The 20,653-nt window shown below is 70.6% G+C and carries 14 protein-coding genes; 10 read left to right on the top strand and 4 right to left on the bottom strand.

Features of this window, described 5'->3' with window-relative positions:
* Positions 1-13: 13 nt before the first annotated feature.
* Positions 14-346, bottom strand: a complete 333-nt coding sequence (locus OH809_RS17370) for a WhiB family transcriptional regulator (RefSeq protein WP_406421525.1) — start codon at positions 344-346, stop codon at positions 14-16.
* A gap of 413 nt (positions 347-759) precedes the next feature.
* On the opposite strand from OH809_RS17370, the gene OH809_RS17365 reads away from it, so the two are divergent.
* The 4 genes from OH809_RS17365 (at position 760) to OH809_RS17350 (ending at position 5,097) form a co-directional block, all read left to right on the top strand.
* Complete coding sequence (locus OH809_RS17365) at positions 760-1,371, top strand: response regulator transcription factor (protein WP_003948568.1); 612 nt, start codon at positions 760-762, stop codon at positions 1,369-1,371.
* Positions 1,372-1,647: 276 nt separating this feature from the next.
* Positions 1,648-2,223 carry a sigma-70 family RNA polymerase sigma factor gene (locus tag OH809_RS17360; RefSeq protein ID WP_030084428.1) on the top strand — a complete coding sequence of 192 codons (576 nt, stop codon included), beginning with the start codon at positions 1,648-1,650 and terminating at the stop codon, positions 2,221-2,223.
* Between the two features lie 139 nt (positions 2,224-2,362).
* Positions 2,363-3,868, top strand: coding sequence for an IMP dehydrogenase (guaB, locus tag OH809_RS17355; protein WP_406421526.1), 1,506 nt, complete (start codon positions 2,363-2,365; stop codon positions 3,866-3,868).
* A gap of 104 nt (positions 3,869-3,972) precedes the next feature.
* Positions 3,973-5,097: a GuaB3 family IMP dehydrogenase-related protein gene (locus OH809_RS17350; protein ID WP_406421527.1), complete on the top strand. Its 1,125-nt coding sequence runs from the start codon at positions 3,973-3,975 to the stop codon at positions 5,095-5,097.
* A 66-nt stretch (positions 5,098-5,163) separates the two neighbouring features.
* Here OH809_RS17350 and OH809_RS17345 read toward each other — a convergent pair whose 3' ends face one another.
* A complete protein-coding gene (locus OH809_RS17345; RefSeq protein WP_406421528.1) occupies positions 5,164-5,748 on the bottom strand; it encodes a hypothetical protein in 585 nt (194 codons plus the stop codon).
* A gap of 105 nt (positions 5,749-5,853) precedes the next feature.
* Positions 5,854-7,116: a nucleotide sugar dehydrogenase gene (locus OH809_RS17340; protein ID WP_406421529.1), complete on the bottom strand. Its 1,263-nt coding sequence runs from the start codon at positions 7,114-7,116 to the stop codon at positions 5,854-5,856.
* Between the two features lie 249 nt (positions 7,117-7,365).
* On the opposite strand from OH809_RS17340, the gene OH809_RS17335 reads away from it, so the two are divergent.
* Positions 7,366-9,072 carry a glycerol-3-phosphate dehydrogenase/oxidase gene (locus OH809_RS17335; protein ID WP_406421530.1) on the top strand — a complete coding sequence of 569 codons (1,707 nt, stop codon included), beginning with the start codon at positions 7,366-7,368 and terminating at the stop codon, positions 9,070-9,072.
* Positions 9,073-9,108: 36 nt separating this feature from the next.
* Here OH809_RS17335 and OH809_RS17330 read toward each other — a convergent pair whose 3' ends face one another.
* Positions 9,109-10,197, bottom strand: a complete 1,089-nt coding sequence (locus tag OH809_RS17330; RefSeq protein ID WP_406421531.1) for a serine hydrolase domain-containing protein — start codon at positions 10,195-10,197, stop codon at positions 9,109-9,111.
* Between the two features lie 119 nt (positions 10,198-10,316).
* Between OH809_RS17330 and OH809_RS17325 the strand changes: the two genes are divergently transcribed.
* From OH809_RS17325 to OH809_RS17305, 5 genes are all read left to right on the top strand, one after another.
* Positions 10,317-12,314, top strand: coding sequence for a serine/threonine-protein kinase (locus OH809_RS17325; RefSeq protein ID WP_406421532.1), 1,998 nt, complete (start codon positions 10,317-10,319; stop codon positions 12,312-12,314).
* Between the two features lie 167 nt (positions 12,315-12,481).
* Complete coding sequence (locus tag OH809_RS17320; protein WP_406421533.1) at positions 12,482-15,133, top strand: protein kinase; 2,652 nt, start codon at positions 12,482-12,484, stop codon at positions 15,131-15,133.
* Positions 15,134-15,258: 125 nt separating this feature from the next.
* The gene (locus tag OH809_RS17315; RefSeq protein ID WP_406421534.1) at positions 15,259-16,905 is read left to right on the top strand and encodes a serine/threonine-protein kinase; all 1,647 of its coding nucleotides are present in this window, start codon (positions 15,259-15,261) and stop codon (positions 16,903-16,905) included.
* 181 nt (positions 16,906-17,086) lie between these two features.
* Positions 17,087-18,703, top strand: a complete 1,617-nt coding sequence (locus OH809_RS17310; RefSeq protein ID WP_406421535.1) for a succinic semialdehyde dehydrogenase — start codon at positions 17,087-17,089, stop codon at positions 18,701-18,703.
* 48 nt (positions 18,704-18,751) lie between these two features.
* Positions 18,752-20,581 (top strand): GMC oxidoreductase, encoded by a 1,830-nt coding sequence (locus tag OH809_RS17305; protein WP_406421536.1) that lies wholly within the window; start codon positions 18,752-18,754, stop codon positions 20,579-20,581.
* The last annotated feature ends 72 nt before the right edge of the window (positions 20,582-20,653 follow it).

Below are 20,653 nucleotides of genomic sequence, written 5' to 3'. Positions count from 1 at the left end.
AGGCGCGGAAGGATCAGCCGTGTCCGGACGGGGCGGCCATCCCCGTAGGTGTCGCCGCGATCAGCCGGTTGCGGGCCCGTCCCATGAGCTCCTCGCGCTCATCCTCGGTCAGTCCGCCCCACACCCCGTAGGGCTCGCGTACCGCCAGGGCGTGCGCCGCACACTCGGCGCGCACCGGGCATCGCATGCAGACCTCTTTCGCCGAGTTTTCGCGGGCGCTCCGTGCCGCTCCGCGCTCACCCTCCGGATGGAAGAAGAGCGAGCTGTCGACCCCACGGCAGGCCGCCAGCAGCTGCCAGTCCCACAGATCGGCGTTGGGTCCGGGAAGGCGGGAGAAATCTGCCATTGCTTGTCCCCTCGAAACCATGGTGGGTCGGAAACGTCGTTGTCGTTCGTCGTTGGACCGGTGCCCATGACCGTACATCTACGGTGCTAGTAGATGTAAATATGACTGATTGCGAATCTAGCCACAGACACCAGCAAAAGGGAAGAAAAGTGACTAAATGGGGCATACGTTCAAGTGAAGTTCGGTTGACGGCTTGACGACCCGCGCCGCTCTCCTCTGTGCACGGTCCCTCACATAGAGTTCCGAACCCGCCCTGCGGACCCGTAACTCTTTCGAGTGACCATCGTTGAGAGTGCGGAGGCGGTTGGCAGAAAAAGCGATCGGGCAGATGTCCGAGAGCGTCAACCGCACAGGTGACGACTTGTAACAGCCTGGAGGCTCAAGGTGACGCGCATCAGCTGCGGAGGACGGTCATGACATCCGTCCTCGTCTGCGACGACTCCCCGCTTGCCCGAGAGGCGCTCCGTCGCGCGGTCGCGACCGTGCCCGGCGTCGAGCGTGTGACGACGGCGGCCAACGGCGAGGAAGTCCTCCGCCGCTGGGGAGCCGACCGTTCGGATCTGATTCTGATGGACGTACGCATGCCCGGTCTGGGAGGTGTGGAGACGGTCCGGCGGCTGCTCTCCGCCGACCCCGGGGCCCGGATCATCATGCTGACCGTCGCGGAGGACCTGGACGGTGTCGCGCTCGCGGTCGCCGCCGGTGCCCGCGGATATCTGCACAAGGACGCCTCCCGCGCGGAGCTGCGGGCGACCGTCACCCAGGCGCTGGCCGATCCGACGTGGCGGCTCGCCCCGCGCCGGCTGCGGTCCGCCGAGATGGGTGCGGCGCCCACGCTCACTGCGCGTGAGATCCAGGTGCTCGAAGGGATGAGCCATGGCCGTTCCAACGCGGAGATCGGGCGCGAGCTCTTCCTCTCCGAGGACACGGTGAAGACGCACGCCAGGCGGCTGTTCAAGAAGCTCGGCGCCTCGGACCGGGCGCACGCCGTCGCACTCGGCTTCCGCTGGGGCCTGGTCCGCTGATGACCGGCCATGACCGGTAGCCGGCCGCTTCCCCGTCCGCACTTCGGCGGACGGGGTGACGGGGGCGGCAGGACGTCGATCGGTTGCCCAGCCTCGGTATGTGACGCTTCCCGGCCGATGACGCATCCTTGAGATGTGGAGTTCCTCGGGAACGATTCGGTCGAGCGGAAGGGGAGGGCGCAGGACATGACTTCCGGCGCACCCGCTCATAACGCTTCGGTGCACAACTACGGACGCGGTGCCGCGGATGAAGCGGCGTCGAGGCACCATGGTCCGATGCGCGACGACGAGACGACGGTGATCGGTGCTCTGGTGCACCGTGCCGTCGACGGCGACGCCCAGGCCACCCATGATCTGCTGGCCCATGTCCACCCTCTCGCGCTGCGCTACTGCAGGTCCCGGCTGAACCGGTTGCCCGGTGATGCTCGCCACTTCGTGGAGGACCTGGCGCAGGAGGTCTGTGTCGCGGTGCTGATGGCGTTGCCGCGCTACAAGGACACCGGGAGGCCCTTCGAAGCTTTTGTCTTCGCCATCGCCGGCCACAAGGTCGCCGATCTCCAGCGGGCCGCGATGCGGCACCCGGGGTCGACCGCCGTGCCCTCCGACGAGATGCCGGAGCGGCCGGACGATTCGCTCGGGCCCGAGGAGCGTGCGCTGCTCAGCAGCGATGCGGCCTGGGCCAAGAAGCTCCTCGCCAACCTCCCGGAGAATCAGCGTGAGCTGCTGGTTCTCCGGGTCGCGGTCGGTCTGACCGCCGAGGAGACCGGACAGATGCTCGGCATGTCGCCGGGTGCGGTCCGGGTCGCCCAGCACCGCGCACTGAGCAGGCTGCGCGCCCTCGCCGAGCAGTAGAGCGGTGTCGGATTTCCCCGTACGCAGGTTCCGTACGAAGCTACAGAACCTCTAGGTGATCTTGATCGTGGAATGAGACACCCCCAGAGGCCGTTAGCATGGACATCCGCACCGATCAAGGCCATTTGGGGAAGGTGTCATGACTGCAAACGTCGACGGAGTGCCCGAGAAATTCGCGACGCTCGGGCTGACATACGACGACGTGCTGCTGCTGCCCGGCGCGTCCGACATGGCGCCCGATCAGATCGATACCTCCTCGTACATCTCCAAGAACGTACGGGTGAACATCCCGCTGCTCTCCGCAGCGATGGACAAGGTCACCGAAGCCCGCATGGCGATCGCCATGGCCCGGCAGGGCGGCGCCGGTGTGCTGCACCGCAATCTCTCCATCGCCGACCAGGCCAACCAGGTCGACCTGGTGAAGCGCTCCGAGTCCGGGATGGTCACCGACCCGATCACGGTGCACCCGGACGCGACCCTGCGTGACGCCGACGAGCTGTGCGCCAAGTTCCGCATCAGCGGCGTGCCGGTCACCGACGCCGCGGGCAAGCTGCTCGGCATCGTCACCAACCGTGACATGGCCTTCGAGTCCGACCGTTCGCGCCAGGTGCGCGAGGTCATGACGCCGATGCCGCTCGTCACCGGCAAGGTCGGCATCTCCGGCGTGGACGCCATGGAGCTGCTGCGCCGCCACAAGATCGAGAAGCTTCCGCTGGTCGACGACGGCGGGGTCCTCAAGGGCCTCATCACCGTCAAGGACTTCGTCAAGGCCGAGCAGTACCCGAACGCCGCGAAGGACAAGGAAGGCCGGCTGCTGGTCGGCGCCGCGGTCGGCGTCGCGGGCGACGCCTTCGAGCGGGCCCAGGCACTCGTCGAGGCGGGCGTCGACTTCATCGTCGTCGACACCGCGCACGGCCACTCCCGCCTCGTCTCCGACATGGTCGCCAAGATCAAGTCGAACGCGTCGGGCGTCGACGTCATCGGCGGCAACATCGCCACCCGTGACGGCGCCCAGGCGCTGATCGACGCGGGCGTCGACGGCATCAAGGTCGGCGTCGGCCCCGGTTCCATCTGCACCACCCGCGTCGTCGCCGGTATCGGCGTGCCGCAGGTCACGGCGATCTACGAGGCCTCGCTCGCCGCCAAGGCGGCCGGTGTCCCGGTCATCGGGGACGGCGGCCTGCAGTACTCCGGCGACATCGCCAAGGCTCTCGTGGCCGGTGCGGACACCGTGATGCTCGGCTCGCTGCTCGCGGGCTGCGAGGAGTCCCCGGGCGAGCTGCTCTTCATCAACGGCAAGCAGTTCAAGTCGTACCGCGGCATGGGTTCGCTCGCCGCGATGCAGACCCGTGGCGACCGCAAGTCGTTCTCCAAGGACCGCTACTTCCAGGAGGGCGTCGCCTCCGACGAGAAGCTCGTCCCCGAGGGCATCGAGGGCCAGGTCCCGTACCGCGGCCCGCTCTCCGCGGTCGTCCACCAGCTCACCGGCGGTCTGCGCCAGTCGATGTTCTACGTCGGCGGCCGCACCGTCCCGGAGCTCCAGGCCAACGGCCGGTTCGTACGGATCACCTCGGCGGGGCTCAAGGAGAGCCACCCGCACGACATCCAGATGACGGTCGAGGCGCCGAACTACAGCAGGAAGTAACGCATCACCACAGGTGGGGGGCGGTCCGGACGTACCGGGGCCGCCCCTCAGCCGTGTGTCGGGGATACTGGGAACGCAGACGTAGAGGGAAAGGCCACACCATCGTGACTGAGATCGAGATCGGGCGCGGCAAGCGCGGCCGCAGGGCGTACGCATTCGACGACATCGCCGTCGTTCCGAGTCGTCGCACCCGCGACCCGAAGGAGGTCTCGATCGCCTGGCAGATCGACGCCTACCGGTTCGAGCTGCCGTTCCTGGCCGCACCCATGGACTCCGTGGTCTCCCCACAGACCGCGATCAGGATCGGTGAGCTGGGCGGCCTCGGTGTCCTCAACCTCGAGGGCCTGTGGACCCGGCACGCCGACCCGCAGCCGCTCCTCGACGAGATCGCCGAGATGCCCGTGGAGTCGGCGACCCGCCGCCTCCAGGAGATCTACGCGGCTCCGATCCAGGAGGAGCTGATCGGGCAGCGCATCAAGGAGGTGCGCGACTCCGGTGTCGTCACTGCCGCCGCGCTCTCGCCGCAGCGCACCGCGCAGTTCTCCAAGGCCGTCGTCGACGCGGGCGTGGACATCTTCGTCATCCGAGGTACGACGGTCTCCGCCGAGCACGTCTCGGGCGCGGCCGAGCCGCTCAACCTCAAGCAGTTCATCTACGAGCTGGACGTCCCGGTCATCGTCGGCGGCTGCGCCACGTACACCGCGGCCCTGCACCTGATGCGGACCGGCGCGGCCGGTGTCCTCGTCGGCTTCGGCGGCGGCGCCGCGCACACCACGCGCAACGTCTTCGGCATCCAGGTCCCGATGGCGACCGCGGTCGCCGATGTGGCCGGGGCCCGCCGCGACTACATGGACGAGTCCGGCGGCCGGTACGTGCACGTGATCGCGGACGGCGGCGTCGGCTGGTCCGGCGACCTGCCGAAGGCCATCGCCTGCGGTGCGGACGCCGTGATGATGGGCTCCCCGCTGGCCCGCGCGACGGATGCGCCCGGCCGCGGCCGGCACTGGGGCATGGAGGCCGTCCACGAGGACGTGCCGCGCGGCAAGCTGGTCGACCTGGGCTCCGTCGGCACGACGGAGGAGGTCCTCACCGGCCCCTCGCACACCGCCGACGGTTCGATGAACATCTTCGGTGCGCTGCGCCGGGCGATGGCGACGACGGGGTACAGCGACCTCAAGGAGTTCCAGCGCGTCGAGGTGACGGTGGCGGACTCGCAGCACCGCCGCTGATTGTTCACGGACATACGGGAGGGCCCGGACCGCTCGAGCGGTCCGGGCCCTCCCCTATGAGCCGGATCAGCCCGCGGCCTTCTTGGCCCCGGAGAACGCGGCGAACGCGGCGATCGCGATGAAGACGAAGGTGAGCGGGCCGGCGTCGGCCTTCCACGCCTCGTTCAGCAGGCCGAAGTGGTCGAAGAACAGCTCGGAGACGGTGACCGGGAGCTCCTTCGCGGCGATCATCGCCTCACCGAGCAGCTGCCCGAAGTAGACGGAGACCAGGGCGATCACGGAGCTGAGGACCGGGAGCGCGGGGTTGCGGCCGCCGACCTTGCCCGCTGCGAAGCCGACAAGGAAGCCGACGCCCACGGCCGCGTAGCCGATCTCGTGCTTGGTGGCGCCGACGATCGCGCCGTAGACGCCCGCGGCGACGACCGCCGCGACGACGGCGGCGAGCAGGCCGAGACCGATGCTGTTACGGACGGGACCGGCCGGTGCGAACGGCGCGCCGCCGAACTGGCCGGGCTGACCCGGCTGACCGGCGAACGGGTTGCCGGCCGGAACGCCGGGCTGACCCGGCTGCTGGCCTGCGAACGGGTTGCCGCCGGGCTGGGCGTCGTAGGGCTGCTGCGACTGGTTCGGCGGCGGCACGGACTGACTCATGGTGCTATCCCCCCTGGGACGGTGCGCACGACTGTGCGAGAAGTGACGCCGCAGGCTAGCAGCCGCCTGTGACATCGCCCACCGAAATCCTTGGGGGAACTGCGCTCACAACCGGTGTGCGGCTCCGGCCGGGGTGGCGCCGCGGGTGTCCAGAAGGAGTTGGGCCTTCACGGCGAGGCCCTGGAGGTCGTACGTACGGTGGTGCTGCAGCAGCAGTGTCAGGTCCGCGCTCGCCGCCGCCTCGTACAGCGAGTCCGCGCGCGGGACGGGCAGTTCGCGTACGCGCCAGTCCAGGACGTGCGGGTCGTGGTAGCCGATCTGCGCGCCCATGTCCATCAGCCGCGTCGCGATCTCCCGGGCGGGGGACGCCTCCTGGTCGGCGAGGTCCGGCTTATAGGTGACGCCGAGGAGCAGGACCCTGGCGCCGCGGACGGACTTGCCGTGTTCGTTCAGCAGGGTGGCGCAGCGCTGGATCACGTAACTCGGCATCCGGTCGTTGATCTCCTGGGCGAGCGAGACCATCCGCAGCGGGTGGCCGGGGGTGCGACTGTTGTACGGGAGGTAGCCCGGGTCCACGGGGGCGCAGTGGCCTCCGACGCCGGGGCCCGGGCGGAACGGCTCGAAGCCGAACGGCTTGGTCTCGGCGCACCGGATGACGTCCCAGAGGTCGACGCCGAGGTCGTGGCAGAGCACCGCCATCTCGTTCACCAGGGCGATGTTGACGTGCCGGAAGTTGGTCTCCAGAACCTTCGTCATCTCGGCCTCGCGCGGCCCGCGGGCGCGTACGACCTTGTCGGTGAGCCGGCCGTAGAACGCGGCGGCCGATTCGGTGCAGGCGGGGGTGAGGCCGCCGATGACCTTGGGGGTGTTGGCGTAGACGTGGGCGCGGTTGCCCGGGTCGAGACGGCTGGGGGAGCAGGCGAGGTGGAAGTCGCGTCCGGCGCGCAGTCCTGAGCCCTCTTCGAGGAGGGGGCGCACGAAACTCTCGGTGGTGCCTGGGGGCACGGCCGATTCCAGCAGGACCGTGGTGTGCGGACGGAGCCTGGCGGCGAGGGCGCGGGTGGCGTCGCCGACGGCGGTGAGGTCGATGGTGCGGCCGGCGCCGAGAGGGGTGGGCGCGCAGATCACGGCGGTACGGACCCGGCCCAGCTCGGCCGGGTCGGTGGTGGGCCGGAAGCCCCCCGAGAGCATCCGGCGGATCTCCGAGGCGGTGAGGGCGCCTTCGACGGGGGTGCGGCCGGCGGAGAGCTCGGCGAACGGGTGTGGGTCGGTGTCGTAGCCGACGGTGTGGATACCGGCGGCGACGGCGGCCTGGGCGAGAGGCAGGCCGAGGTGACCGAGTCCGATGACGGCGAGGTCTGCGGGCATAGAGGTGGCCGTCCTTCCCTAAGACCATGAGAGCAGAAAGCGCAACCGCTGAGGACAGCGCAATGTCAGACTAGGCGTAAATATGACCTATATGTCGCATTGCGCGGGGCCCGTCGCCCGGGTGTTGTCCACAGGCGGTGGCTGAAGTCGCGGACCGCGGACAGAATCGAGAGATGGGTACGGGCGCCCGACCCCCCGGTCGGACCGCAGCGCCGTGCCGGACCCACCCCGATCTACCGGGAGGCAGCAGTGAGGACAGCGACACTGGGACCCGCGGAGCGCGCCGAGGCACTCGCCGCGATGGCCGAGCGCGAACTGGACGTGCTGGTCGTGGGGGCGGGCGTGGTCGGCGCCGGAACGGCGCTGGACGCGGCGACACGAGGGCTCTCGACCGGACTGGTCGAGGCGCGCGACTGGGCCTCCGGCACGTCGAGCAGATCGAGCAAGCTGATCCATGGTGGGCTGCGCTATCTGGAGATGCTCGACTTCGCGCTCGTGCGGGAGGCGCTGAAGGAGCGCGGGCTGCTGCTGGAGCGGCTGGCCCCGCATCTGGTGAAGCCGGTGCCGTTCCTCTATCCGTTGCAGCACAAGGGCTGGGAGCGGTTCTACGCCGGTTCGGGCGTCGCGCTGTACGACGCGATGTCGGTGTCGTCGGGGCACGGCCGAGGGCTGCCCGTGCACCGGCACCTCTCCCGCCGCCGGGCTCTGCAGGTCGCGCCCGCGCTGAGGAAGGACGCGCTGGTCGGGGCGTTGCAGTACTACGACGCCCAGGTGGACGACGCCCGCTACGTGGCGGCGCTGGTGCGCACGGCCGCCGGATACGGCGCGCAGGTGGCGAACCGGGCCCGGGTGATCGGCTTCCTGCGCGAGGGCGAACGGGTCGTCGGCGCGCGGGTGGAGGACGTCGAGGCGGGCGGGGAGTACGAGGTCAGGGCCAAGCAGGTGGTCAACGCGACCGGGGTGTGGACGGACGACACCCAGGCGCTGATCGGTCAGCGCGGACAGTTCCACGTCCGGGCGTCCAAGGGCATCCACCTGGTCGTCCCGAAGGACCGCATCCACTCCTCGACCGGACTCATCCTGCGGACCGAGAAGTCCGTGCTGTTCGTGATCCCGTGGGGCCGCCACTGGATCATCGGGACGACGGACACCGACTGGGACCTGGACAAGGCGCACCCGGCCGCGTCCAGCGCCGATATCGACTACCTCATCGAACACGTCAACTCGGTCCTGGCCACCCCGCTGACCAGGGATGACGTCGAGGGTGTCTATGCCGGGCTGCGGCCGCTGCTGGCCGGCGAGTCGGACGCGACCAGCAAGCTCTCGCGCGAGCACACGGTGGCGCACCCGGCCCCGGGACTCGTCGTCGTCGCGGGCGGCAAGTACACGACGTACCGGGTGATGGCGAAGGATGCCGTGGACGAGGCGGTGCACGGCCTCGACCAGCGGGTGGCCGACTGTGTCACGGAGGACATCCCGCTGCTGGGCGCGGAGGGCTACCGGGCGCTGTGGAACGCACGGGCGAGGATCGCGGCCCGCACGGGGCTGCATGTCGCCCGGGTGGAGCATCTGCTGAACCGGTTCGGGTCGATGACCGAGGAGATCCTGGAGCTGATCGCCGCCGATTCTTCGCTGGGCGAGCCGCTGCCGGCGGCGGACGACTATCTGAAGGCCGAGATCGTCTACGCCGCCTCGCACGAAGGGGCCCGTCACCTCGACGACGTCCTGACGAGGCGGACCCGGATCTCCATCGAGACCTTCGACCGGGGTACTCGCTCCGCGCGGATATGCGCGGAGCTGATGGCTCCGGTGCTGGGCTGGGACGAGGGGCAGATCGAGCGGGAGGTGGAGCACTACGAGAAGCGGGTGCAGGCGGAGCGGGAGTCGCAGCGTCAGCCGGACGACCTGACGGCGGACGCGGCACGGCTCGGGGCGCCGGACATCGTGCCGATCTGACGGTCCGATCGTCGGTCCGAGCCGATCGGCGGCCCTTCAGGAGACGCGGTGACGATTCTGCCCCGCGGGGCAGAACTCGGCTTCGAGGAGCGCCGGTTCGAGGGCCGCTTCGGTCAGGGTGTCCGTGTTGATGCGGAACGTCAGGGTGTGTCGGCCGTCTCGGGTGGCTGCGGTACGGACGTAGCTGCCCGCGATGTGGCCGTTGTGACCCCAGACGGTTGTCCCGCACGAGAGTTTCTTCGGATAGATGCCCATGCCGTAGATCCCGTGCGCCGTCACGGTGTTCAGCAGGGTGCTCAGCTGGGCGGGCGGCAGCAGGCGGCCGCCCAGCAGGGCTGCGTAGAAGCGGTTCAGATCGGTGAGCGTGGAGATCAGCTCTCCGGCGGCGCCCGCGGTGCGCGGATCGAGGACGGTGACATCGCGGAAGGTGCCGTCGGCCGGGTCGCGGGAGTAGCCGCGCCCGTGTGGGGCGGGCAGGCCGGTGCGGGCGCCGGGGAGCGACGTGCCGGTGAGACGGAGCGGTGTGATGATGCGGTGTCTGATCTCGGCGGCGTAGCTGTGTCCGGTGACGCGTTGGACAACCAGGCCGAGCAGGACGTAGTTGGTGTTGGAGTAGGAGTAACTGCCGGTGGTGTTCGTGGGGCGGTGGGCCACGGCCGTATGGATCGCGGCGATGGCGGAGACGGGGTGCGCGCCCGGGGCCGCGGTGTAGTCGTAGAGGCCGCTGGTGTGGGTGAGCAGGGCGCGCAGGGTGATGCGGCGGCCGTCGTTGCCGTGGCCGCGTACCAGCCCGGGCAGATGGCTGTCGACGGTGTCGGACAGCTGCAGCCTGTGCTCCCGGGCGAGTTGGAGGACGACCGTCGCGACGAACGTCTTGGTGATGCTGCCTGCCCGGAACCGGTCCGCCGAGCGGATGCCGGGACCCGTGGAACGGTAGGTGGCGCGGCGGACGGAGGAGGTGTCCCGGGTGAGAAGTGCCGCGGCCGGGGCACCGCCCTCGGCGACGAGCCGGGGGAGGTACGCGGCTGCGGGCGTGAGGTGTGGTTCGCTGGGCAGGCTCGCTGTTCCGAGGCTGAACAGCGTGAGCACCACCAGGGTGGCGCGCAGCACCCTGAGTGTCGGCATGGCAGGGAGTCCCTTCCTTCGGCCACATCATGACGGACCCCGGACCCGGCACCATGACCGGTCCCGGGGTGAGGGACAATGAACGCTCTGCCAGGGCGGGTTGATCGCAGAGGGGACGCATGTCGGAGGCGGAGCAGGCACGGGAGCCCCAACGGGACACGGATGGACGTCTCCTTGCGGGTAGGTACCGGCTCGGGGAGGTGCTCGGCCGGGGCGGTATGGGCACGGTCTGGCGTGCTGTCGACGAGACGCTGGGCCGCACGGTCGCGGTCAAGGAGCTGCGGTTCCCGTCGGCCATCGACGAGGACGAGAAGCGTCGGCTCATCACGCGCACACTGCGCGAGGCGAAGGCGATCGCCAGGATTCGCAACAACGGTGCGGTGACGGTCTACGACGTGGTCGACGAGGACGACCGGCCGTGGATCGTGATGGAACTCATCGAGGGCAAGTCGCTCGCCGAGGCGGTGCGCGAGGACGGTGTGCTGACGCCGAAGCGCGCGGCCGAGGTCGGTCTTGCCATCCTCGACGTGCTGCGTTCGGCGCACCGCGAGGGCATTCTGCACCGCGATGTGAAGCCGTCCAACGTGCTGATCGCCGAGGACGGCCGGGTCGTGCTGACCGACTTCGGCATCGCCCAGGTCGAGGGCGACCCGTCCGTCACCTCGACGGGCATGCTCGTCGGCGCACCGTCGTACATCTCGCCGGAGCGCGCCCGCGGACACAAGCCGGGACCGCCCGCGGACCTGTGGTCGCTCGGCGGACTGCTGTACGCGAGCGTCGAGGGCTCCCCGCCGTACGACAAGGGTTCGGCGATCGCCACCCTGACCGCTGTGATGACCGAGCCGCTCGACCCGCCGAAGAACGCGGGCCCGCTGGAGGAGGTCATCTACGGCCTGCTCGCCAGGGACCCGGAGCAGCGGCTCGACGACGCGGGTGCGCGGGCCCTGCTCAACGAAGTGATCCACGCCGCCGACAAGCCGGCCCCCGTGGTGCCGCCGCCGGCCGACTCCACCCAGGTCATGGCGCTGCCCGGAAGTGTCGTCGCTCCCCGAACCAAGGGGGCGTCGAAGTCCGGTGAGGCGGCGGAGGGCGCCCGGGACCGGCTGCGCGGTGCGCTGCGTGCCGCGCGGAACGCGAAGGCGGCGCCCGGCGCCGGTGCAGGTGCGGCTGTTGCCGCCTCGACGTCTGCTGCTTCCGCTGCTGCTGCTTCGGCCGAGCCGCGCACGGCTCCTTCGGCTCCGGCCCGGTCCACGGCTTCGCCGGCCTCCGCCGCCGGTGGCGTACCCCCGCAGCGTCCGGGCGGCTCGTCGAACGTGCCGGTCCGGGCGTCCATCACGGACGTGGTGCCCCGCCGCACCCTGGCGATCACCGCGGCCGTCGTCGTGCTCGCCGTGCTCGGCACGGTCCTTGCGCTCACGCTCGGCGGGGACGACAAGGGCAACGAGAGCAGCAGTTCCGGCAAGGGCGGCACCTCTGCCTCGGCGGGCGGTGCCTCCGGCGACACCGACAAGGGTGACGCAAGCGGCAAGGACCAGGGCCAGGACCCGAGCGGTGATCAGGGCAAGGGCAAGGGTAACGGCAAGGGCAACGGCAAGGACGACGACTCGGGCAAGGGGTCGGACAACTCCGGGCCCGGGAGTTCGGACGCCGTCGACTCGCTGCCCGACGGGTACAAGATGGTCACCAACAAGCAGTTCCATTTCACAGTGGCGATGCCTGAGAACTTCACGCCATACAAGATCGCGGGCAGTAACTCGGGCCAGATCTACAACGTCGACGGCGGCTTCCCGCGTGTCCAGGTCGACTACAACAGCTCTCCCGGCAATGACGCCGCTGCCGCCTGGAACTCGCTGAGGGGCGCGGTCGCGGCCAGCAGCGACGGCTACCGCCACCTCGGCATAAGGAAGATCGAGTACAACGGCTACCCGACCGTCGCCGACTGGCAGTTCGAGCGCAATGAGCACGGCCAGGTGAGCCGGATCCTGAACCGTGGCTTCAAGGTCGATGCCACGCACGGCTACTCGATCATGATCAGCTGCAAGGCGGGCGAGTGGAACGGCGAGGCGTGCCGGACCGTGCGTGAGACGGCGTTCGCCACGTTCCGGCCCAAGGACTGAGCGGCGGGTTGCGTCGACCCTGCCGCGCGGCCGGCACTTGCCACGTATTGTGAGAGGTCGAGGACCGTACGCAGCCATAACCGTAGGCGAATTGCACAGTATGTGACCGCAATTGACGGTTGATGCGGTCTCCGTGACCGGGGGACAGCGCGCTCTGGGGAGGCGTCGTGGACGACTATGCGGGTCGGGTGCTTGCCGACCGCTACCGCCTGCCGCTGCCGCCTTCCCATGAGTACGAACTGGTCGAGACCCGGGCGTTCGACACGTACAGCGGACAGGAAGTCCTGGTGCGGCAGGTGCCGTTGCCGGAGGTCGTGGATGCCGAGGTGCTCGACGGGGACGGACCGCCGCCGGCGGTGCGTCGGGCCGGCGGGCGTACGGTGCGGCGGTCCACGGACCCCGCGGTCCGGCGCGCGATCGAGGCCGCGCAGGCCGCGGCCCAGGTGCCCGATCACCCGAGGCTCGACCAGGTCTTCGACGTGTTTGCCGAGGACGGATCGCTCTGGATCGTGAGCGAACTGGTCGCGGCCCGTCCGCTGGCCGCGCTGCTCGCCGAGCGGCCGCTGAATCCGTACCGGGCCGCGGAGATCGGCTCCGATGTGCTGACGGCCCTGCGCGTGCTGCATGCGCACGGCTGGACCCACCGGAACATCACCGTCCGTACGGTGCTGATCTGCGACGACGGACGTGTCATGCTGACCGGCCTGGCGGCCGGGGCGGCGGAGGAGGCGTTGTGCGGGTATGTGCCGACGCCGCAGCCCGAGGACGAGAACGGATACGGGCGGCCCGCGCTCGAGTCGGGCCCGACCGGTCCGTACGTACCGCCCGCGGAGCCCGCCGAACGAGCCGGGCCGCCCGGACCCGTCGAGCTGCCGTCCTCGCGCGGTCCGGCCGGTGAGCCGGAGGCCGTACGGTCGCCGCTGCATCCCGACGCGGCTGCCCCCGGCGCGGACGGCTCCGCGCAGCTGCGGGCCGCGCGCGCCGGAGCCATCGCCGCCTACCGCGCGGGCGCCCGCGCCGCCGCACGCGTCAGCGAGGACCAGCGACGTGCCCGGACCGGCGAGCCGGAGGAAGCGGACCGGACCGGCAGCCTCCCCGTTCAGCGTCCCGGCCCCCCCGACATCGGCCGCCCGCAGCTCACGGGTGGGTGGGGCCCCACCGCGACGGACCCGTACGACGACGAGGACGACGAGGACGACGACGAGTACGACGCCCCGTACGGCCGTGACGGCGGCGACGGGGGCCACGGTGGCCAGGGGCCGCCCGACCGGCGGATGCACCTGATCGGCTCATGGGGCGACGCCGACTTCGGGCGCCCTGTTCCCACGGGCGGCTCCAACGAGGACGCCCTGCGCGCCGACGCCCGTCGCCACGGCACCTCCGCACCTCAGCGGCAGGAGCACCGACAGCAGCCCGCCTCCGGCCGCTGGGACGACATCGTCGCCGGTGGCCAGGGAGCCCCCGCCTACCGCGGCCCCGCCACCACCCTCGCCGCCGAGCGTGCCCGGCAGGCACGGATCGTCGTCGTCGGCGCCGTCACCGAGCGCTGGGCACCCGAGCAGGCCGGACCGGTGCACGAGAACTGGCAGCTGGCACCGCCCATCGGCCCCGCCACCGACCTCTGGGCGCTCGGCGCCCTGCTCTACCGCGCCGTTCAGGGCCACGCCCCGTACCCCGAGGAGAGCGCGGCCGAGCTCGTCCAGATGGTCTGCGGCGAGCCGCCCGCCTTCGCCGAGGAGTGCGGTCCGCTGCGCCCGGTCGTGGAGTCGCTGCTGCGCCAGGACCCCACCGAACGCCCGGACTTCGAGGAGCTGCGCGGCTGGCTGCGCTCCCTCGTGCGGTCGGCGCCCGAGCCCGAGGCCGGTCTCGACGTCGTGCCGCTGCCGTCCGTCGACGGCACCCGGCTGCCTGTCGTACGCCGCCGGGGCGAGCTGGTCCGCAAGCGCCGCGGCCGCATGGGCAGCGCCTCCGCGCACGGCCGCCACCGCCAGACGAGGGAGCGACCCGAGCGGTACGAGAAGCCAAGGCCGCTCCGCGAGCCCAAGGGCCCCAAGGCGCTGCGCACTCCGCCCCGCCCCCGGCAGGGCGAGGGGCGTGCGCCGCGACGGCTCGGGCGGCTGCTGCTCGTGCTGATCCTGCTGGGCCTGGCCGCCGCCATCGCCTACGCCGTGATGTTCATGCCCAAGGCGGACAGCGGTGCCGGGCAGGGCTCCCCCTCCGGCTCCAAGGGCTCGACCCCGGCAGCCTCGGACACCGGCTCCCCCGACTCCTCCGACGGGAAGCCACCGGCACAGTCCGAGCCGCCGTCACCGTCCCGGTCGCCCGGTGCGGAGCAGCCGCAGACCAGCCGCTCGGCCGTCGCGCTCGCACCCGGATACACCCTGCGCAAGGACGCCGAGGGCTTCGAGGTCGGCGTACTCAAGGGCTGGCAGCGCAGCGCCGGCGGCGCCGACCGGCAGGTCAGGTACGGCAGCGACGGGTTCAGCCTGCTGGTCGTGCCGGGCCGCGACACCGTGAAGGCGAACGGCGGCGACCCGCTCGTCTACCAGAGCGACAAGGAACGGGAGTTGCAGCCCTTCCGGGACTCCAGCTGGTCATCTGCGACCGGGCTGCGCCGTATCGACGTCGGCCGACAGGCCATGGCGGAAGGCCAGTTCACCTGGCAGGACGAGACCGGGCGCGAGGTGTACGTCCGCAACCTCGCGATGATCGTCGACGGCCGTTACCACGTCATCCAGGTGATCGGCCCGGAGAACGAGCGGGACAAGGTGACCGCCGTCTATGAACAGGCCATCGTCTCCTACCGCGTGAACTCCTGAGGCACCGGCAGAGGAAAAGCGTCCGCGCGACAAGCATCACAGTGCGGTTTCGTGAGCGGTGCGAGGTTCCGTGGCCGTACTCCCCCTCCGTAACCTGGCATCCGAAGGAAACGGGGCGGGGAATCGTGGAACCATCGCAAGGAACGGACGCGGGGCTGGTACTGGCCGGAAGGTATCGGCTCGGTGAAGTCCTGGGGCGCGGCGGCATGGGCAAGGTGTGGCGCGCCCATGACGAAGTGCTGCATCGCACGGTCGCCGTCAAGGAGTTGACCGCCGGGCTGTACGTCGCCGAGGCCGACCGGGTCGTGCTCCATGCCCGGACCCAGAAGGAGGCCCGCGCCGCGGCCCGCATCACCCATCCCGGCGTGGTCACCGTCCATGACGTGGTCGAGTACGACAACCGGCCCTGGATCGTCATGCAGTACGTCGACGGGCCGTCACTCGCCGACGCCGCCAAGGAGAGTGGCGAGATCGCGCCGCGCGAGGCGGCCAGGATCGGCCTCCATGTCCTGAGCGCGCTGCGCGCCGCGCACAGCGCCGGTGTGCTGCACCGGGACGTGAAGCCCGGCAACGTACTCCTCGCCGGTGACGGCTCGGTGCTGCTCACCGACTTCGGTATCGCCGCGATAGAGGGCGACTCGACCATCACCAGGACCGGTGAACTCGTCGGGTCCATCGACTATCTGGCGCCCGAGCGGGTACGCGGCGGCGATCCCGGTCCCGCATCCGACCTCTGGTCGCTCGGCGCCACGCTCTACTCCGCGGTCGAGGGACGCTCGCCGTTCCGCCGTACGTCCCCGATCTCCACCATGCAGGCCGTCGTCGCCGAGGAACCGCCGCCGCCCGCCCGGGCCGGCGCGCTCGGCCCGGTGATCACCGCACTGCTCCGCAAGGACCCGGCGGACCGGCCCTCGGCGGCCGAGACGGAACGGATGCTGCTGGACGCGATGGAGGGGCGGGAGCCCCGGGCGGCGCAGGCGTACGTACCGACGCAGCGGGTGCCCGAGGAAGCCCTGCGGGCGACGGACCCGGGTACCACGGGGCGCACGGCCGACACCGGGACGGAGGCACTCGACCCCGTACCGCAGTTCACGGCCGCCCCGGTGACCCGCCGCAGCCGCGGCCGGTGGCGTACGACGATCCTGGTCATCGCGCTCGCCGCGCTGGTCGGCGGCGGCGCCGGGGTGGCCGCGATGAAGTTCGGCGAGGGCTCCGGGACGGGCGGCACGCAGGGCGGAACGGTCCATGCGACGAACACTCCGCCGCGCACCTCGTCCCGGGATCCGGGACCCGGCACCTCCGCCGAGGCAGTGCCCGACGGCTGGCACCCGGTGACCGATCCCGAAGGGTTCGGCCTGGTCGTCCCCGACGGCTGGAAACGCCGGGTGGTCGGCCGGAACGTCGACTACACGCCGGACGACGGCGAGCACTACATCCGGATCAGCGTCGACCCGGAGCCCGACTTCGACAACCCGTACATGCACATGGTGGACCTGGAGAAGACGCTCACCGAGCGGCTGCCCGGCTATGAGCGCAAGACCCTCCACTCCAACCCCTACCGCGATCGTCCCGGCTCCCTCTGGGAGTTCACCTGGACCGAGTCCAATGATCACCCCGGCCCGCGCCACGCGATCGACCAGATGTACTTCGCGCAGGACGGCGGCCCGGAGTACGCGTTGTACATGTCGGGTCCGGCGGGGGACTGGGAGACGACGCGGGACCAGTTCGACACGATGCTGCGGGGCTGGCGCGCCCCGGGTGACGCCGGCTGACGGTGCCTGTGCGTGCGGCATGATGAGCGCCCGGAAAACCAGGGGGAGCAGGGGAGTTGCTCGGTAGATAGCCCCTGATCAGCAAATATGCCGCCAGTGATCGCTGGCTCGATTTGTGGGGACTGTGAAAACCTGTTACCGGCGGGTACCCAAAGTGTGCGGCTGGACATACTCTCGCCCCATGACGGACTCGCAGGCCTCTGCCGCCCACCCTGGTTCGAACCCTGTGGCCGCCGCCCCCGCGGGCGCGCGCACAGCCGCCGATGTGGTGACGCCCGAGGTGGTCGCCCAGTTGACCCGTGGCGTCGTCGGCTCCGGCCGTACCGCGAACCACACCCCCTTCACCGGGGAGAAGCTCGCCGACCTGCCGGAGTCCACCCCCGAGGACGTCGCCGAAGCCTTCTCCCGGGCCCGCGCCGCCCAGCCCGCCTGGGCCGCCACCCCCGTCCGGGCCAGGGCCGCCGTCCTGCTCCGCTTCCACGACCTCGTACTCCAGCGCCAGGCCGAGGTCCTCGACCTCATCCAGCTGGAGACCGGCAAGGCCCGCCTGCACGCCCACGAGGAGGTACAGGCGGTCGCCGTCGTCGCCCGGCACTACGGGCGCAAGGCGTCCTCGTATCTGAAGCCGAAGCGGCACACCGGTGTCGTACCGATGTTGACCAAGGTCACCGAGCTGCGCCAGCCGCGCGGCGTCGTCGGCCATATCTCGCCGTGGAACTACCCGTTCGAGCTGTCCGTCGGCGACGCGCTGCCCGCGTTCGTCTCCGGCAACGCCCTCGTGATGAAGCCCGACACGGAGACCGCGCTCACCGCGCTCTGGGCCCGTGACCTGCTGATCGAGGCCGGGCTGCCCGCCGAGGTGTTCCAGGTCGTGCTCGGTGACGGACCGGTCGTCGGTCCCGAGGTCGTCAAGCACGCCGACTACGTCTCGTTCACCGGCTCCACCCGTACCGGCCGCGAGGTCGCCCAGGGTGCGGCGGCCCGGCTCGTCGGCGTCTCGCTGGAACTCGGCGGCAAGAACGCCATGCTGGTCCTGAAGGACGCCGACGTGGAGAAGGCCGCCGCGGGCGCCGTCCGCGCCGGCTTCTCCTCCGCCGGACAGCTCTGCATCTCCATCGAGCGGCTGTACGTCCACGAGTCCGTCGCCGACGACTTCGTGGCGCGGTTCGCCGCCCGTACCAAGGCCATGCGGCTCGGAAGCTCCCTCGCGTACGGCGCCGACATGGGTTCGCTCGTCGGTGAACGCCAGCTGGAGACCGTCACGCAGCATGTCGCGGAGGCCGTCGAGAAGGGCGCCACACTCGTCGCGGGCGGCGTCGCCCGCCCCGACATCGGCCCGCTGTTCTACGAGCCGACCATCCTCGACGGCGTCGAGGCACCGATGGCCGTCTGCACCCAGGAGACCTTCGGCCCGGTCGTCTCCATCTACCGCTTCTCCGACGAGGACGAGGTCATCGCCCTCGCCAACGCCACCCCGTACGGCCTGAACTCCAGCGTCTGGACCAAGGACTCCAGGCGCGGCCACCAGGTCGCCGCCCGGCTGCGGACCGGCACGGTCAACATCAACGAGGGGTACGCCCCCGCGTACGGCAGCGTGCAGTCCCCGATGGGCGGAATGAAGGATTCCGGTCTCGGTCGGCGGCACGGCTCCGAGGGCATCCTCAAGTACACCGAGGCCCAGACCGTCGCCCAGCAGAGGCTGATCCCGCTCGCCCCGTCCTTCGGGATGGACGACGAGAAGTACGCGGCGTTCATGAGCCGCAGCCTGAAGGCGATGAAGGCGTTCCGCCTGCGCTGACCCCGTAACACCGCGGCACGTTCTGTCCTTTTCGCACCGAGGAGAGCCATGTCCCAGGACAGCCCTGCCCAGAATCAGGCCGGACCGGCAGGTGAGACCGACGACGACGCGGCGTACGACTACGACGTCCTCGTCGTCGGCTCGGGCTTCGGCGGCGCGGTGTCCGCCCTGCGGCTGAGCGAGAAGGGGTACCGGGTCGGGGTCCTGGAGGCGGGCCGCCGCTTCACCCCCGGCACCCTCCCCAAGAACTCCTGGGACATCAAGAACTACCTGTGGGCCCCCGCCCTCGGGCTCTTCGGCATCCAGCGCGTGCATCTGCTCGGCAAGGTGATGGTGCTCGCCGGGGCGGGCGTCGGCGGTGGCTCCCTCAACTACGCCAACACGCTGTACGTCCCGCCGGCCCCGTTCTTCGAGGACCGCCAGTGGGCTTCCATCACCGACTGGCAGGACGAGCTGACGCCGTACTACGACCAGGCCAAGCGGATGCTCGGGGTGCGGCTCAACCCCACGATGACCCCGTCCGACGTCCATCTGAAGGCGGCCGCGCAGGCCATGGGCGTCGGCGACACCTTCCATCTCGCCCCGGTCGGTGTCTTCTTCGGCGACGGCAACGACGCCGACGGCACGGCGAAGGCGAAGCCCGGCGGAACGGTCGCCGACCCGTACTTCGGCGGCGCGGGCCCCGCCCGCAAGGCCTGCACCGAGTGCGGCGAATGCATGACGGGCTGCCGCCACGGCGCGAAGAACACCCTGAACGAGAACTACCTCCACCTCGCCGAGAAGGCCGGAGCCGTCGTCCACCCGATGACCTCCGTCGTCGCGATCACGGACGACCCGGAGGGCGGGTACCACGTCACGACCGTCCCGACGGACCGCCGGAAGAAGGGCGGGCCGACGCTGCTGCGCGCCCGCAAGGTGGTCGTCGCGGCGGGCACGTACGGCACCCAGACCCTGCTCCACACCATGAAGGACAAGAGGCTGCTGCCCCGGCTCTCCGCCAGGCTCGGCGAGCTGACCCGTACCAACTCCGAGGCGCTCGTCGGCTCCCAGACCAGCGACCGCCGCTACCGCAGGAAGCACGGCACCGCGAAGGCCGACTTCACCCGGGGCGTCGCCATCACGTCCTCGATCCACCCCGACGAGAACACCCACATCGAGCCGGTCCGCTACGGCAAGGGTTCCAACGCCATGGGCTCCCTGTCGATCCTCCAGGTCCCGTACGGCAGCCGCCGGGTGCTGGGCTGGCTCGGCAACATGGCCAAGCACCCGGCCCTCGCCGTCCGGTCGCTCTCCAACCATCGCTGGTCGGAGCGGACCATCATCGGTCTCGTCATGCAGTCGCTGGACAACTCCCTGACGACGTACCGCAAGCCCAGCGGTATCGGAAAGGGCCTGCTCACCGCCCGGCAGGGGCACGGGGCGCCCAACCCCACCCAGATCGAGGAGGCGACGCGCAGCGCCTCGTTGCTCGCCGACGAGATCAACGGCTTCGCCGGGTCGAACGTCGGCGAACTGACGGGCACCCCGCTCACCGCGCACTTCCTCGGCGGCTGCCCGATCGGTGCGAGTGCGGAGGACGGGGTCATCGACCCGTACCACCGGCTGTACGGGCACCCGGGCATCTCGGTCGTGGACGGCTCGGCGGTCTCCGCGAACCTCGGCGTCAACCCGTCGCTGACCATCACCGCGCAGGCGGAGCGGGCCATGTCGTTCTGGCCCAACAAGGGCGAGGCGGACCCGCGCCCGGCGCAGGGCGAGGCGTACGAGCGGCTGGCCGCGGTCGAGCCGAAGGCACCGGCGGTGCCGAAGGAGGCGTTCGGCGCGCTGAAGCTGCCGTTCCTGGGTCTGCCGACGGTCCCGCCGAAGAAGAAGCAGTAGGGCCTCTCTTTCGACCGGGCCGGATCCGGACAGCCGAAAGGGGCTGCACCCCCCTCCGAGTGCAGCCCCTCA

The sequence above is a fragment of the Streptomyces sp. NBC_00873 genome, assembly GCF_045207415.1.
Lineage (GTDB): Bacteria > Actinomycetota > Actinomycetes > Streptomycetales > Streptomycetaceae > Streptomyces.
Note: the sequence above shows the minus strand (reverse complement) of the source record. Positions and strands in the feature narration are given on the sequence as shown.

Bases quoted from the DNA above. Each gene is read 5' to 3' on its own strand.
- OH809_RS17370 (WP_406421525.1), bottom strand. From the start codon at position 346: ATGGCAGATTTCTCCCGCCTTCCCGGACCCAACGCCGATCTGTGGGAC.
- OH809_RS17365 (WP_003948568.1), top strand. From the start codon at position 760: ATGACATCCGTCCTCGTCTGCGACGACTCCCCGCTTGCCCGAGAGGCG.
- OH809_RS17360 (WP_030084428.1), top strand. From the start codon at position 1,648: ATGCGCGACGACGAGACGACGGTGATCGGTGCTCTGGTGCACCGTGCC.
- guaB (WP_406421526.1), top strand. From the start codon at position 2,363: ATGACTGCAAACGTCGACGGAGTGCCCGAGAAATTCGCGACGCTCGGG.
- OH809_RS17345 (WP_406421528.1), bottom strand. From the start codon at position 5,748: ATGAGTCAGTCCGTGCCGCCGCCGAACCAGTCGCAGCAGCCCTACGAC.
- OH809_RS17340 (WP_406421529.1), bottom strand. From the start codon at position 7,116: ATGCCCGCAGACCTCGCCGTCATCGGACTCGGTCACCTCGGCCTGCCT.
- OH809_RS17330 (WP_406421531.1), bottom strand. From the start codon at position 10,197: ATGCCGACACTCAGGGTGCTGCGCGCCACCCTGGTGGTGCTCACGCTG.
- OH809_RS17325 (WP_406421532.1), top strand. From the start codon at position 10,317: ATGTCGGAGGCGGAGCAGGCACGGGAGCCCCAACGGGACACGGATGGA.
- OH809_RS17310 (WP_406421535.1), top strand. From the start codon at position 17,087: ATGACGGACTCGCAGGCCTCTGCCGCCCACCCTGGTTCGAACCCTGTG.
- OH809_RS17305 (WP_406421536.1), top strand. From the start codon at position 18,752: ATGTCCCAGGACAGCCCTGCCCAGAATCAGGCCGGACCGGCAGGTGAG.